The organism is Microbacterium sp. Z12_35, from assembly GCF_058310475.1.
Genome location: NZ_JBZEGJ010000001.1, coordinates 1,059,013 through 1,071,908 on the forward strand (window position 1 = coordinate 1,059,013; position 12,896 = coordinate 1,071,908).

The following is a 12,896-nucleotide window of genomic DNA, read 5'->3' on the forward strand; positions in this document are numbered from 1 at the left end:
GCGGGACGTCTCGTCGGCCTCCGCGTCGGCGTCGGCGTCGAAGGCAGCGTGGTCACGGCCATCAGTACGTCACCTGCTTCCGGCGGAGATAGCCGAACTGGATCATCGAGAGGATGAACACGAAGATCAGCAGCACGAAGGAGATAGCAGAGCCGTAGCCGAACCGCAGCTCCTGAAAGCCTTCGCGATAGATGAGCATCACGAGCGTCTCGGTGCGGAAGAACGGACCACCCCTCGTCATGACATAGATCTGGTCGAAGGCCTGCAGGGTGGCGATGAGCGCGAGCACGGACACCAGCAGTGTCTGGTTCGACAGCAGCGGAAGCGTAACGCTGCGGAATCGCTGCCATGGTCCCGCGCCATCCAGACGAGCCGCCTCATACATATCCACGGGGATGGACTGCAGCCCGGCGAGATAGATCACCATATAGAAGCCCACGTTCTTCCAGACACCGACGACCATCACCGCCGCCATGGCGTAGCGCGGATCGGACAGCCATCCCTGTTCCGGAACGATGCCTACGAGCCCGAGCCAATAGGACAGCAGGCCGATGTTCGGATCGAGCAGGAACGCCCAAGCGATCGCGATGATGCCGAGCGACACGATGAAGGGGAGGAAGATCGCCGTGCGGGCGAAAGCGCGCCCGGTGAAGCGCTGATTCAACATGATGGCGAAGAGCAGCGCCAGGACGACGGTGACCGGTGTCACCACGGCGGCGTACAGCACGGTGTTGCCGAAGGCGTTCCAGAACGCAGGATCGGCAAACAGCTCGGCATAGTTGCTCAACCCGACGAACTCCGCGGCGCGGATCAGGTTGTAATCGGTGAACGACAGCCAGACCGCCTGCGCCATCGGGTACAGCGTGAAGGCGATCAGGATCAGCAGCGATGGTGTGAGAAACAGCCAGGCCGTCCGCGCGCGCTTGGCGCGGATGCTGCGGCGGCGGGGTGGAGCGTCGGTGCGCAGCGGTGCACGGTCGACGGTCGTCGTCATGAGCCCTCCGGGAAGGGCGGGCGACCTCGAGAGGCCGCCCGCCTTCGTGTCACTTGTCGAGCTCTGCCTGGACCTGATCCGACGCTGAGGTGAAGATCTCCTCGACCGTCCCCTCCCCGTTCAGCGCCCGCTGCAGTGACGGTGTGAAGACGGTCTCGAGGATCGGGCCGCCAGCGGCGATGCCGGGAAGAAGCACCTTGGCGCTGTCCACCACGTCCGCGGCACCGAAGATCGCCGGGTAGGGGGTGTCGGAGACCTGATCGGCCACGTCGGCGCGCGTAGGCGGGAATCCCGACCCGTTGGCCCACGTGACTTGCCCCTCCGAGGAGTTCCAGTACGCGAAGAACTCGTATGCCGCCTCCTTGACCTCATCGCTGGTGTTCGCGGGAAGCCCCATGGATACGACGTCGGCAAGCACGTTATCCGCAGCCGGCCCCATGAACGGCTTCGCCAGCCCGTAGTTGAGCCCGGCCTCGTCGAATCCCGTGGTCATCCACGGTCCCACGATCTCGATGGCGGCCTTACCGGTCTGGAAAAGCTTGTCCGCATCCGCTCCGTTGAGCCCGATGGGACTCGCCTTCTGGTCGCGAAGCAGCGAGACCCAGTAGTCAAGCGCTTCGATGGACTCGGGGTCGCCGAGGGTCGAGGTGCTCCCGTCGTCCGAGACGATGCTGCCGCCGGTACCCCACAGCAGGGAGGGGAAGATCGGCACGGTCTCGTGGTCGGCAAGAGCGATGGCGTACTGCTCCGGCTTGCCGTCGCCGTCCTCGTCGACTGTGAGCTTGGGCACCATCGCGGCGAACTCGTCCCACGTTGTGGGTGGGGCATCGGGGTTCAGGCCCGCGGCCGTGAACAGGTCCTTGTTGTAATACATCATCATCGGCGTGAAGTTCACGGGCACCCCGTAGTTCTTCCCGTCGTACATGGACGCCTCGACGGACGACGGTGCGAGCGCCTCCGTTTCGTGATCCGCGTCCTCGTAGTAGTCGTCCAGGGGGAGGAAGAGTCCCTCATCCGCGAACTGCGGCATGCGGCTGGCCGACATCGCGATGATGTCGGGGCCATCCTTGCTCGCCACCGAGGTGAGCACCTTCTGGTACAGGGTGTCCCAGGGCATGATGTTCGCCTTGACCTCGATGTCGTCTTGGGAAGCGTTGAAGTCCGCGATGACCTGTTCCAGCGCGGGACCGTCCGGGCCGGTGAACCCGTTCCAGAAATCGAGAACGATCTTGCCGTCCGCGTTGGTGTCGGCACCGCCACCGCTGCCCTGACCGGCACAGCCCGCGAGCGCGAGGGCGGCAACGGAGAGCATCGCGGTGGCGCCGGCGAGGACGCGACTCCGCCCACGGAGCGCGTCGGAACCATGCTGTGTTCTCATCACACTTTCTCCTTTGAAAATGTCGTTCAACGTTGAACCGATCAAGTGACTCCCGTTATACATGAACGGTAAACGTTGAACAAGACACGATGTCGTGCGAATGTGAACCCGCCACGATATGCGGGAGGAGGTGCCGAACGGATGTCACGCACGACACTGAAGGACGTCGCTGACCGCGTCGGTGTATCGGCCAAGACCGTGTCCAACGTGGTGAACGGCACGGGATGGGTCACCGACGAACTGCGCGTCCGGGTCCGCGCAGCGGTCGTCGAACTGGGTTATCGTCCCAACGCGGCTGCGCGGCAACTGCGTAGCGGCCGCAGCGGCATGATCGCGCTCGCGCTTCCCGAGCTGAGCCAGCCCTACTTCGCCGAGCTCGCAGCCGAGCTCGTCCGCGCGGCGCAGGACCGATCCATCACCGTTCTCATCAATCAGACTGACGGCAGCGCCGATGCAGAACGCCGGATCAGCGACGGCATCGACGCGCCGGTCATGGATGGCCTGATCATGAGCCCGTTAGCGTTGACCGCCGCCGACCTGCGCGGGCGCCTAGACACCACCCCGCTGGTGCTCCTCGGGGAACACGCGGGGGAAAGCACCTTCCCGCACGTCACTGTCGACAACACCGCCGCCGCGTATGCCGCCACCGAGCACCTCATCGGCCTGGGCTGCCGGCGCATCGCGGCAGTCGGCGCGCAAGAATCCGGTCCGAACGAGACCGCCGTGCTACGCCTCGAGGGTTACCGCGCGGCTCTGCGGGCGGCGGGCATCGCTGTGGATGAACGGCTCATACTCCCGGTCCGGAGCTTTCATCGCGCAGACGGCGCCGCCGCCGCACGGACCATCCTCGACACGGACCTGCGCCCCGATGGCATCTTCGCCTTCAACGATCTCCTCGCGCTGGGCGCGATGCACGTCCTGGTGACCGCCGGGGTCGGGGTGCCACAGGATGTCGCTGTGATCGGGTTCGACGACATCGACGAAGGCCGCTACAGCACCCCCTCGCTCTCCTCCGTATCCCCCGACACCGCCGCCCTGGCTCGCAAAGCGCTCGATCTCCTTTTCGCCGAACCTTCGCAGATCGGGACACACACGGTGGGGTTCACGATCGCCGATCGCGCCAGCACGAAAGGACCTTCCGCATGAGTCCCAGCATGATGCCGGACGCAACCTCACAGGACGGCACGTACCCCCGTCCGCAGATGTTGCGGCCCGCCTGGCACGACCTCGGCGGACCGTGGGACTTCGCTCAGGACGACGACATGGACCGTTCGTTGTCGGACGTGACATTCGACCGCACCATCACGGTCCCCTATCCCCCGGAGTCCCCGGCGTCCGGCATCCACGACACGAGCTTTCTTCCCTGTGTCTGGTATCGGCGCTCGTTCGGGACGGACGAATTGCGCAGCGCCGGCTGGGACGAGAACCACCCGCGAACACTCCTGCACTTCGGGGCGATCGATCATTCCGCCACCGTGTGGCTCAACGGGCAGGTTGTGGCGACCCACGGCGGGGGGCAGACACCCTTCGTTGCAGACGTCACCGACGCCATCAAGACGGACGACATCAATCAGCTCGTCGTGCGAGCCGTTGACCTGCCTGGGGATGTGTCGGTGCTCCGCGGCAAGCAAGACTGGCGTGAGACACCGCACGCGATCTGGTACGAACGAACGACCGGCATCTGGCAGCCCGTCTGGCTCGAGTGCGTCGCGGACCTTTCCATCGCTGCACTGACATGGCGGAGCGATGTGCCGTCATCCGCCGTCGAGGTGGACATCGAGCTCCGCGGCGCCGTCCCCGATGACGCGTGGGTGCATGTTCGGGCGACTCACGGCGGCGCCGTGATCGGCGAGACGCGGGTCCGCTCTCTCGGACACTCGACCGTGACGGTCCGCCTGGTCCTGCCCGATCAACTGAACGGGCAGCAGTACGAGGAATTGCTCTGGACGCCCGACCAGCCCACGCTGATCGGGGCGAACCTGGCGGTGGCGGAGGGGAACGGTGTCGTCCGGGACGAAGTGGCGAGTTATTTCGGGATGCGCAGTGTCGGGACGAGCCCCGATGGCCTGCTCCTCAACGACCGTCCCGTCGCCGTTCGTGCCGTCCTCGCGCAGAACTATTGGCCGACCACGCATCTCGCCGCCACCCCGGACGCCCTTCGCGCAGAGGTGCAGGTGATCCTCGACCTGGGATTCAACTCGGCGCGCGTGCATCAGAAGGCGGAAGATCCGCGCTTTCTCTATTGGGCGGATCGTTTGGGACTGATGGTGTGGGCGGAGACGGCGAACGCGTATGCATTCAACCCCCGGGCGATCGCCAGCCTCATGTCCGAATGGGCGGCGATCGTGCGACGAGACTCTTCGCACCCCTCCATCGTCGTATGGGTCCCCCTCAACGAGAGCTGGGGGGTCCAGCACATCTCGCATGACGCACGCCAGCAAGCCTTCAGCCGATCCGTTGCCGACCTCACGCGCGCGCTCGACGGGACGCGACCGGTCATCTCCAACGACGGCTGGGAGCACACCGCCTCGGACATCTGGACCGTACACGACTATGAAGGCGACGCCGACGTTCTAGCCGCCCGATACGGGGATGAAGCAACCGTGCGCCGATTGCTGAGCGGTCGCGGCCCGGCCGGTCGTGTCATGGCGGTGGGGAGGATGCCTCCGACAGCACCCGTCATGCTCACGGAGTTCGGCGGTGTCTCGCTCGCCGGCGGCTCTCAGGAGGACTGGGGATACACCACCGCAGAGAGCATCGATGCGTTCGAAGCGCGCGTGACCGCACTCCTGCACGCCGCCCGCTCCGCCGCGCCCCTGGCGGGGTTCTGCTATACCCAGCTGACCGACACAGGTCAGGAGACCAACGGACTGCTCTACGCCGATCGGTCACCCAAGTTTCCGGTGGAGCGGATCCGGGCGGCCGTGCGGGGCACGTAGGACAGAGGCCGAGCGGGCCGTCAGCACCCGCGGCAGCGCGAGACGTCAACCCGCGATGGTGCTCAGCTCCAGAAGGTCTTCGTCCGTCAGTTCGAGGTGCGCGCCGGCGATGTTTGCCCGAAGGTGTGCCGTGCTGTCGGAGTTCTTCGCCGATGATCACCGGCAGCGCAGCGGGGGCAAGTGGGCCGACCGATCCCAGTTCGCATCCATGATGGGGCAGGTGCGGCAGATCACCGACGGGACAGTGACCATCACGGTACTCAACGAGCTCGAGGCGCCCGACGGAATCGAGGTTGCGAAACGTCACACGTTGGCGTCCGAGCTGAACGGCGCACAGCAGGTGCGCGAGAGCTATGTCTTCGGGCGGCGGGCTGCCGACGGTCGATGCGCGGTGGTGGAAGAGGTCACCCTCGTGGACTGAACGGGTGCCGCCATGCTGGTCTTCTCCTCGGCGTTCATGCGTCGCCCTGCTCGGCCGTCCCGGCGATCGTCTCGGCTGTTCCGGCGTCGCCCCCGCTCTCCGGCGTGACCTCGTCGTCGCCGCCGGCGGCGTGGTTCTCGGCGGAGGCGGCGTCCTCACGCACCTCGTCCATCACCGCGTCGGTGGGCGGGGCGTCGTCGGCGTGCGCGTCGTCGGCATCGCGGCTGGGGATCGTGTCGCTCATGTGAGCTCCTTCCGTTTGCTTCCAGCGTTCCCGCGGCGCGTCCCCACGCACACCCCCTGGACAACCGCCCGCGGGGCGTCCTCCAAGCCTCAGCGCGTGACGCACTCGCCGGGCAGGCGCGGGAGCTGCTCGCACGATGGGCGAGCTATCCGGTGGCCCGGGCGGTGTCAACCACCGCGACCCCGGGGCGGGCCACCCCTACCGTGAAACCGTGACCCCGGGCCCCGCTTCCGACGCCGCGTCCAGCTCCCCGGACGAGAGCCCCCGCGTGTCGGTCGTCATCCCGGTGAAGGACGATGCTCCCGCGCTGCGTCGGTGCCTGCGCGCCCTCGCCGTACAGACCCTCCGACCCGACGAGGTCATCGTGGTCGACAACGGCTCGTCGGACTCGTCCGCCGCGGTGGCGCGCGAGGCGGGCGCCCGCGTGCTGCGGTGCGACCGCTCCGGGATCCCCGCGGCCAGTGCCCACGGATACGACGCCGCGACGGGCGACGTCGTCCTGCGCCTGGATGCCGACTGCATGCCCGCGGTGACCTGGGTCGAAGCCATGACGGCCGCCTTCACCCGGCGTCCCGACGTGGACGCCTTCACCGCCGGCGCGCGTTTCGTGGACGGACCGCGGATGCTGCGCACCCCGCTGGCGGCGCTGTACCTCTGCGCGTACGTCGCGGTGTCTGTGCCCACGCTCGGTCACCTGCCGCTGTACGGATCGAACATGGCATTCCGCCGCAAGGCGTGGCAGCGGGTGCGGTCATCGGTGCACCTGTCGCCCGAGGTGCACGACGACTTCGACCTCGCCTTCCACCTCGGCCTGCGATCCCGGATCCGATATGCACCTGAGGCGGCGATGGGGGCGTCCATGCGGCCTTTCGGCGACCCTCGCGCGTTCGCCGTCCGCACGGTGCGCGGGGTGCGCTCGGTCGTCGTGCACTGGCCGCGCGACTTTCCTCCGGTGCGCTGGGTGCACCTGGTGATGCGTCGGACCCTCGACCGACGACGGAGCGTCGCTCATGGGTGACGCGCTGATCGGCCCTGTGCTGCCTCCGGAGTTGTCGGTGATGACTTTCAACGTCCTGCGGGCACCGGCCGCGTCCCAGAGTTGGAGGCAGCGGCGCGACCGCATGACCGCGCTCCTCCGCCGGGAACACCCGACCCTCCTCGGAGCACAGGAGGTGCTCCCGCATCAGGCCGCCGTGCTGCGGGATGCCCTCGGCGAGCGCTACCGCTTCGTCGGACACGGCCGCGACCGGGACGGCGGAGGCGAGGGATGTCCGATCTTCTTCGACGAGAGCCGCCTCGAGGTCGTGGACTGGACGCAGAGCGCCCTGTCGGACCGACCCGAGGTGCCCGGCTCGCGGTCGTGGGGGTCGCTGTTCCCCCGCGTCCTGACGCGCGTGGAATTCCGCGACCGGATCACCCGACTCCGCTTCACGATGGTGAACACGCACCTCGACGTCCTCTCGCCCTTGGCGCGGCGGCGCGGGGCCGCCCTCCTGGTCGCCCGCGCGGGTGACGGTCCTGCTGTGGTCACCGGCGACTTCAATGCCGCCCCCGACTCCCCCGCCCGCCGCATCCTCGCCGCCGCCGGGCTGGTCGATACCTGGACCGTCGCCGCGCACCGTCTCACCCGGGAGTGGGCGACCTACGCGCGGGACCGCCGCCCGCGCTCGGGCGGCACCCGGATCGACGGAATCCACGCCCGCGGATGCGACGTTCCGCGGGTCGCGATCGAAGCGCGCCCGGTGCGCGGCGGGTGGCCGTCCGACCACCTCCCCGTGCAGGCCGTTCTGCGGGTCCGGGAACACGCGGAATGAAGGAACGGTTCCTCCGCCGCCCCGCCACCGCCGGAGAATGGGCCGCGGACGCGCTCCGCGTCGCCGGTCTCGTCAGCGTCGTCGTCGCGGGCATCGGCTGGTCGATCACCGACGCCGGCATCCTGGCCTTCGCCCTTCCCGCCCTCGTTCTACCCCGCTTCCTCGGCGTACGCCCCGGATTCGACCTCGTCGCCTGCGTGTCGGTGCTCGTGGCTGCCTGGAGCAACGTGCTGGATCTGTACCGCAGCATCCCGGGATGGGACCTGCTCGTCCACTTCGAGTGCACCGGCGTTCTCGCCTTGATGCTCTACGTCCTCGCGGGGCGCCTCCGCATCGTGCCGGGAGTGCCCGACGCTCAGCTGATGGCACGCATCCCGATCGTGCTCGTGACCATGACGGGACTGGCGCTCGGCGCTCTGTGGGAGATGGTGGAGTGGGCCGGGTACACCTTCATCACCGATGACATCTTCGTCGCCTACGTCGACACCATCGGTGACATGGCTGCCGGTGGCCTCGGCGCTCTCGCCGCGGGGATCATCGCCGCGCGCGTGCGCGTGGCCGAATGACCAGGCGCGCCGGCACCGCAGAGAATGGGGGGATGTCCCGATCCCGTGCCGCGCTCGCCGCGTTCGCCCTCGACGCGGCGCTGGTCGTGGTGTTCGCCGCCATCGGTCGATCCACACACGAGGGCGACCCTTTCGGTGCAGCGGGATGGGGTCTCGTGCAGACGGCGTGGCCGTTCCTGGCCGCCCTGCTGGCGGGGTGGGCGATCGCGCGGGGCTGGAGCCACCCGTACGCGGTACTGCGGACCGGTGCACCGGTGTGGGCCATCACCGTGGTCGGCGGGATGCTGCTCCGCGCAGCATCCGGCCAGGGCACCGCCGTCGCCTTCATCGCAGTCGCCGCCGTGACGCTGCTGGTCTTCCTGGTCGGGTGGCGTGCGCTCGTGGCAGGCGTGAGGGCGCTCGCGCGACGGCGGGTCAGTCGCTGAAAGCTAGATCCACCTGGATCTCGGCGGCGAGGCGCTCGAGCTCGGCTCGCACCTCTTCGAGGCCGACACCGGCCGGGAGGACGGCGGCGATCGTCGCCTCGAACAGGCGCCCGCCCGACATCGCTGCATCCCGGGTCTCGGTCGTCATCCGCTCGATGCTGAGGCCGTGCGTGCTCAGGGCAGCGGACACGTCACGCACGATGCCGGGATGATCGTTGCCGATCACCTGCAGGCCGATGCGCCGCGACCCGTTGGCCGGGGCAGATCTGCGGCCCGGCTCGACCGGCACGGCGACGGTGAGCAGCCCGTCGATGGTGCGCAATTCTTCGCGCAGTGCCTCGGCCCGCTCGGCCGGCACCGACACCTCCACAATGCCGGCGAAGGCGCCCGAGAGTTCCGCGAGCTGGCTGTTCTCCCAGTTGCCACCGGCGGCATCGACGACAGCAGCGACGGACGCGACGATGCCGGCGCGGTCATCGCCGACGAGGGTGAGGACGAGGGTGGTCATGCCGTCAGCGTACCCATCGGGTGCTGCGGGAGGCAGCGTCGGGGCCCGCGGCATCGTTGTGGCCGCCCGGCACGAGGCGGTAGACACGACCCATGACACGCACGAGTGAGCGACCCGCCGAGTAAGCATGTGGATCGGCTGGATCGCCTTCGACCTGCTACTCGGCGACGTGCACTCTCTGAAGGAGAAGCGCAGCATCCTGCGCCCCATCCTCGCCGACCTCAGTCGGCGCACCGAGGCCTCGGCCGCCGAGACGGACGCGCACGAGCTGCACCGCCGCGCCGAGGTGGGAGTGGCGGTCGTCGGTGGCGACGCGACCCATGTGCGGGACGTGCTCGACCGGGCCGAACGCGCTCTGGCGGAGCATCCCGAGGTCACGCTCCTGTCGGCGCGACGCGGTCTCCACTCGAGTGAGGACTGAGGCCTTCAGGCACACGCCACGCACAGCTCGGCCATGGGGCGGACCTCCATGCGCTCGTCGGGGATGCGGCGGCGGCAGCGGGCGCAGATTCCGTAGGTTCCGTCGGCCACGCGCTGCAGCGCGGCGTCGATCTCGGCGAGCTCGGCCTGCGCGCCCCGCCGCAGGGCGTCGACGCGGCTCCACTCGGCCGAGAGCGTCGAACCCTCCGGGTCGTGCTCGTCGTCGGCCGTACCATCCGCGCGGTCGACGAGCAGGGAGCGCTCGTCCGCGTCCAGACGCGCGAGGCGCGCTTCGACGTCGGCGCGCAGTCGCTCGAGCTCAGGCATGCCTCCACGCTACGCTCCCGCGAGGGACCCGACGCCGGCGCGGGCTCACAGGCGCTGACCGCCGGATGCCTCGATTCGCTGCCCGGTGACCCACGCCATCCGAGGGTCGAGCACCGCCGCGATAGCAGCACCGATGTCTTCGGGCTCGCCGATGCGTCCCATCGCGATAGAGGGCAGGAGCACCGAGCGGTACTCCTCGCTGTCCCGGATGCTGCCGCCGGCGAAGTCGGTCGCCGTCGCACCGGGTGCCACGACGTTGACGGCGATGCCGCGCGGGCCCAGGTCCTTGGCCAGATAGTGGGTCCAGGTCTCGATCGCCGTTTTCATCGATGCGTACACGGCGTAGACCGGGTTGGCGATGCGCGTGAGGCCGGTGGAGATGTTCAGGATGCGCCCTCCGTCGACCAGGCGGGGTTCCAGCTGCTGGGTGAGGAGCACCACGCCGGTGAAGTGGACCGCGACAAGTCGGTCGATCTCGCTCTTCTCGATGGCGCCGACCGGGGTGTTGCCCGCGTATCCGGCGTTGTTGACCATGACATCGAACGTGTCGCGATCCCAGGTGGACCGCAGTGCGCTCGCCAGTCGCTCCGCGAAGGCGGCGAACGTCTCGGGTTGGGTGGTGTCCAGGGGCAGCGCCACGGCGCGGCGGCCGCGTGCCTGGATCTCGCCGACCACCTCATCCGCCGCATCCGCGTGGGAGTGGTAGGTCAGCACGATGTCGTCGCCGGCATCGGCGAGGGCGAGGGCGGTGGCGCGTCCGAGTCCACGGGAGCCGCCGGTGATGAGGATGATGCGTGGGTTCGTCATGCCTCCACCGTCGCGCGGGCTGCCGGGGACAACCAGGCCGCGCGCATCGAGGGATCGGGAATCCCTGGCTCCGCTCCCGCATCGCGAGGAGGATGGGCGCATGCAGCAGCTGGCCGATTTCCTTCGCAAGCGCCGGGAGGCGCTGCAGCCCGAAGACGTGGGTCTTTCGCGCGGACCGCGGAGGCGAACCCCCGGACTCCGGCGGGAGGAGGTCGCCTCCCTCGCCGGCATGTCGACCGACTACCTCAACCGTCTCGAACAGGGCCGGGGCCCGCAACCATCCGAACAGATGCTGACGGCGTTGGCCCGTGCCCTGCATCTCGACCTCGACGAGCGCGACCACCTGTTCCGCCTCGCCGGGCACCCGGCACCGGAGAGGGCCGGCACCTCCACGCACATCTCCCCCGGGATGCTGCGGATCTTCGAGCGGCTCGCCGACACTCCTGCGCAAATCATCAACGAACTCGGCGAGACGCTCGCCCAGACCGAGCCGGCACGCGCCCTGCTCGGTGACGCCCGAGGCTTGACCGGGATGCGGCGCTCCACGGTGTACCGGTGGTTCATCGAGCCGCAGTCGCGCGACATCTACGCGCGCTCCGACCACGACGAACGCGGCCGCACCTTCGCCGCGGAACTCCGCTCGCTCTACGCGCGCACCGGCGAGCGTTCCCAGGCCGGCGCGCTCGTCGCGGAGTTGCTGCGGCAGAGCCCCGAGTTCGCGGCCGTGTGGGCGGAGCACGAGGTTGCGGAGAAGCATCCGAGAACCAAGCGCTTCGCGCACCCGGAGGTGGGTGAGATGACGCTGCACTGTCAGACGCTGCTCGACACGGAAACGGGGCACCGGCTGCTGGTGTTCACCGCGACACCGGGTTCCGAAGACGCTGACAAGCTCGAACTTCTGCGCGTCATCGGCACCCAGCTCTCCGCGCGCTGACTGCCGACCCCGCTGACGCCCTGCAAGACTCGGCGCATGCGCATCCCCGCGACCTTCCGCGCCCCCCGGCGGGCACCGCTGCTGCAGGTGCTCAAGTCGGCCATCGCCACGATCGCGGCGTGGGTGATCGCGGCATGGCTCGTGCAGGGCCCGCCGCCGGTCTTCGCGGCCATCGCAGCGCTTCTCGTGGTGCAGCCGAGCGTCAACCAGTCGTTCACGAAAGCGATCGAACGCAGCGTGGGCGTGATCGTCGGTGTGCTCATCGCGTCGACCCTCGGCATCCTCCTCGGGTCGGGCACCTGGGTGATCCTGCTCGCCACCGCCGTCGCGCTCATCGCCGCGTGGGCGCTGAAAATGACCGCGGGGACGGCGAACCAGGTCGGAATAAGCGCGGTGCTCGTGCTGGCGCTGGGCACCGCTACTCCCGGCTACGCCGTGGATCGTGTGCTGGAAACACTGATCGGCGCCGCCATCGGCTTCGTCGTGAACCTCGCCATCGTTCCCCCGATGGCGCTCGCCCCCGCGCGCGAGAAGACCGAAGCGCTCGTCGGCGAGGTCGCCGCCGCCCTCGACCGCCTCGCCGAGGCGCTCGTCGCACCTCAAACGCGCGCTCAGGTGGAGGAATTGCTCCTCACTGCGCGCCTCCTGCGACCCATGCGGGATGGTGCGGAGGCGGCCATCGCCGACGCCGCCGACTCGCTCACCTTCAATCCTCGCGGCCGCCGCCGCCGCGCCGATCTCGCGCGCGTGGAGGCACTGCTGGACGCGTTCACACCGATCCTCACGCAGGTGATCGGGATGACCCGAGCCGTGTACGACCGATACGACCCCTCCATCTCGGACGAACCGTCGGTGCAGGCGATCGCCGAGCAGCTGCGACGTGCCGCCCACGACGCGCGCCTACGGATGTCCAGCGACACCGACCCCTCCGCATCCCCCGCTCCTGCGGCGGAACCGCCGGCGCTGACGCGACCGCTGCAGGTCGCTGCGCCGTCGGGGGATCACTGGATCCTCGTCGGCTCGCTGCTCGTCGACCTGCACCGCATCCACGAGAGCCTCGGCGAGCGCTGACCTCATCCTCCGGCGCTTCGGAGGTCACCGCCCCGGCGCACGTGCAGT

General features: G+C 68.9%; 16 protein-coding genes. 10 read left to right on the forward strand and 6 right to left on the reverse strand.

What is annotated here, in order from left to right; translation table 11 throughout:
- Window positions 1-61: 61 nt before the first annotated feature.
- Together AC4FS1_RS05265 and AC4FS1_RS05270 are read right to left on the reverse strand one after the other, a co-directional pair.
- The gene (locus AC4FS1_RS05265) at window positions 62-994 is read right to left on the reverse strand and encodes a carbohydrate ABC transporter permease (protein WP_491153206.1); all 933 of its coding nucleotides are present in this window, start codon (window positions 992-994) and stop codon (window positions 62-64) included.
- A 49-nt stretch (window positions 995-1,043) separates the two neighbouring features.
- Window positions 1,044-2,372 (reverse strand): ABC transporter substrate-binding protein, encoded by a 1,329-nt coding sequence (locus AC4FS1_RS05270; RefSeq protein WP_491153207.1) that lies wholly within the window; start codon window positions 2,370-2,372, stop codon window positions 1,044-1,046.
- Between the two features lie 141 nt (window positions 2,373-2,513).
- On the opposite strand from AC4FS1_RS05270, the gene AC4FS1_RS05275 reads away from it, so the two are divergent.
- The 3 genes from AC4FS1_RS05275 (at window position 2,514) to AC4FS1_RS05285 (ending at window position 5,732) form a co-directional block, all read left to right on the forward strand.
- Window positions 2,514-3,518 carry a LacI family DNA-binding transcriptional regulator gene (locus tag AC4FS1_RS05275; protein ID WP_491153208.1) on the forward strand — a complete coding sequence of 335 codons (1,005 nt, stop codon included), beginning with the start codon at window positions 2,514-2,516 and terminating at the stop codon, window positions 3,516-3,518.
- The gene (locus AC4FS1_RS05280; RefSeq protein ID WP_491153209.1) at window positions 3,515-5,311 is read left to right on the forward strand and encodes a glycoside hydrolase family 2 protein; all 1,797 of its coding nucleotides are present in this window, start codon (window positions 3,515-3,517) and stop codon (window positions 5,309-5,311) included. The genes AC4FS1_RS05275 and AC4FS1_RS05280 overlap by 4 nt, the downstream gene beginning before the upstream one ends.
- Window positions 5,312-5,441: 130 nt before the next feature.
- Window positions 5,442-5,732 carry a hypothetical protein gene (locus AC4FS1_RS05285; protein ID WP_491153210.1) on the forward strand — a complete coding sequence of 97 codons (291 nt, stop codon included), beginning with the start codon at window positions 5,442-5,444 and terminating at the stop codon, window positions 5,730-5,732.
- A gap of 34 nt (window positions 5,733-5,766) precedes the next feature.
- On the opposite strand, the gene AC4FS1_RS05290 is transcribed toward AC4FS1_RS05285, so the two are convergent.
- Window positions 5,767-5,976, reverse strand: coding sequence for a hypothetical protein (locus AC4FS1_RS05290; protein WP_491153211.1), 210 nt, complete (start codon window positions 5,974-5,976; stop codon window positions 5,767-5,769).
- Window positions 5,977-6,187: 211 nt separating this feature from the next.
- On the opposite strand from AC4FS1_RS05290, the gene AC4FS1_RS05295 reads away from it, so the two are divergent.
- The 4 genes from AC4FS1_RS05295 to AC4FS1_RS05310 are packed head-to-tail and all read left to right on the forward strand — an operon-like array spanning window position 6,188 to window position 8,781.
- Window positions 6,188-6,994, forward strand: coding sequence for a glycosyltransferase family 2 protein (locus AC4FS1_RS05295; RefSeq protein WP_491153212.1), 807 nt, complete (start codon window positions 6,188-6,190; stop codon window positions 6,992-6,994).
- Window positions 6,987-7,790, forward strand: coding sequence for an endonuclease/exonuclease/phosphatase family protein (locus tag AC4FS1_RS05300; RefSeq protein WP_491153213.1), 804 nt, complete (start codon window positions 6,987-6,989; stop codon window positions 7,788-7,790). Before AC4FS1_RS05295 ends, AC4FS1_RS05300 begins: the two co-directional genes overlap by 8 nt.
- Window positions 7,787-8,356 (forward strand): DUF2238 domain-containing protein, encoded by a 570-nt coding sequence (locus AC4FS1_RS05305; RefSeq protein WP_491153214.1) that lies wholly within the window; start codon window positions 7,787-7,789, stop codon window positions 8,354-8,356. Before AC4FS1_RS05300 ends, AC4FS1_RS05305 begins: the two co-directional genes overlap by 4 nt.
- A 32-nt stretch (window positions 8,357-8,388) precedes the next feature.
- Window positions 8,389-8,781: a DUF3054 domain-containing protein gene (locus AC4FS1_RS05310; RefSeq protein WP_491153215.1), complete on the forward strand. Its 393-nt coding sequence runs from the start codon at window positions 8,389-8,391 to the stop codon at window positions 8,779-8,781.
- Here the strand turns inward: AC4FS1_RS05310 and AC4FS1_RS05315 are convergent.
- Window positions 8,771-9,289: a glycine cleavage system transcriptional repressor gene (locus AC4FS1_RS05315; protein WP_491153216.1), complete on the reverse strand. Its 519-nt coding sequence runs from the start codon at window positions 9,287-9,289 to the stop codon at window positions 8,771-8,773. The two genes, AC4FS1_RS05310 and AC4FS1_RS05315, sit on opposite strands and share 11 nt — an antisense overlap.
- 127 nt (window positions 9,290-9,416) lie before the next feature.
- Between AC4FS1_RS05315 and AC4FS1_RS05320 the strand changes: the two genes are divergently transcribed.
- Window positions 9,417-9,710, forward strand: coding sequence for a DUF503 domain-containing protein (locus AC4FS1_RS05320; RefSeq protein ID WP_491153217.1), 294 nt, complete (start codon window positions 9,417-9,419; stop codon window positions 9,708-9,710).
- Window positions 9,711-9,715: 5 nt separating this feature from the next.
- Here AC4FS1_RS05320 and AC4FS1_RS05325 read toward each other — a convergent pair whose 3' ends face one another.
- Complete coding sequence (locus AC4FS1_RS05325; RefSeq protein ID WP_491153218.1) at window positions 9,716-10,036, reverse strand: TraR/DksA family transcriptional regulator; 321 nt, start codon at window positions 10,034-10,036, stop codon at window positions 9,716-9,718.
- Between the two features lie 45 nt (window positions 10,037-10,081).
- The gene (locus AC4FS1_RS05330; protein WP_491153219.1) at window positions 10,082-10,843 is read right to left on the reverse strand and encodes an SDR family NAD(P)-dependent oxidoreductase; all 762 of its coding nucleotides are present in this window, start codon (window positions 10,841-10,843) and stop codon (window positions 10,082-10,084) included.
- A 100-nt stretch (window positions 10,844-10,943) separates the two neighbouring features.
- On the opposite strand from AC4FS1_RS05330, the gene AC4FS1_RS05335 reads away from it, so the two are divergent.
- The gene (locus AC4FS1_RS05335) at window positions 10,944-11,777 is read left to right on the forward strand and encodes a helix-turn-helix transcriptional regulator (protein ID WP_491153220.1); all 834 of its coding nucleotides are present in this window, start codon (window positions 10,944-10,946) and stop codon (window positions 11,775-11,777) included.
- Window positions 11,778-11,813: 36 nt separating this feature from the next.
- Window positions 11,814-12,848, forward strand: a complete 1,035-nt coding sequence (locus AC4FS1_RS05340) for an FUSC family protein (RefSeq protein ID WP_491153221.1) — start codon at window positions 11,814-11,816, stop codon at window positions 12,846-12,848.
- Window positions 12,849-12,896: the final 48 nt, after the last annotated feature.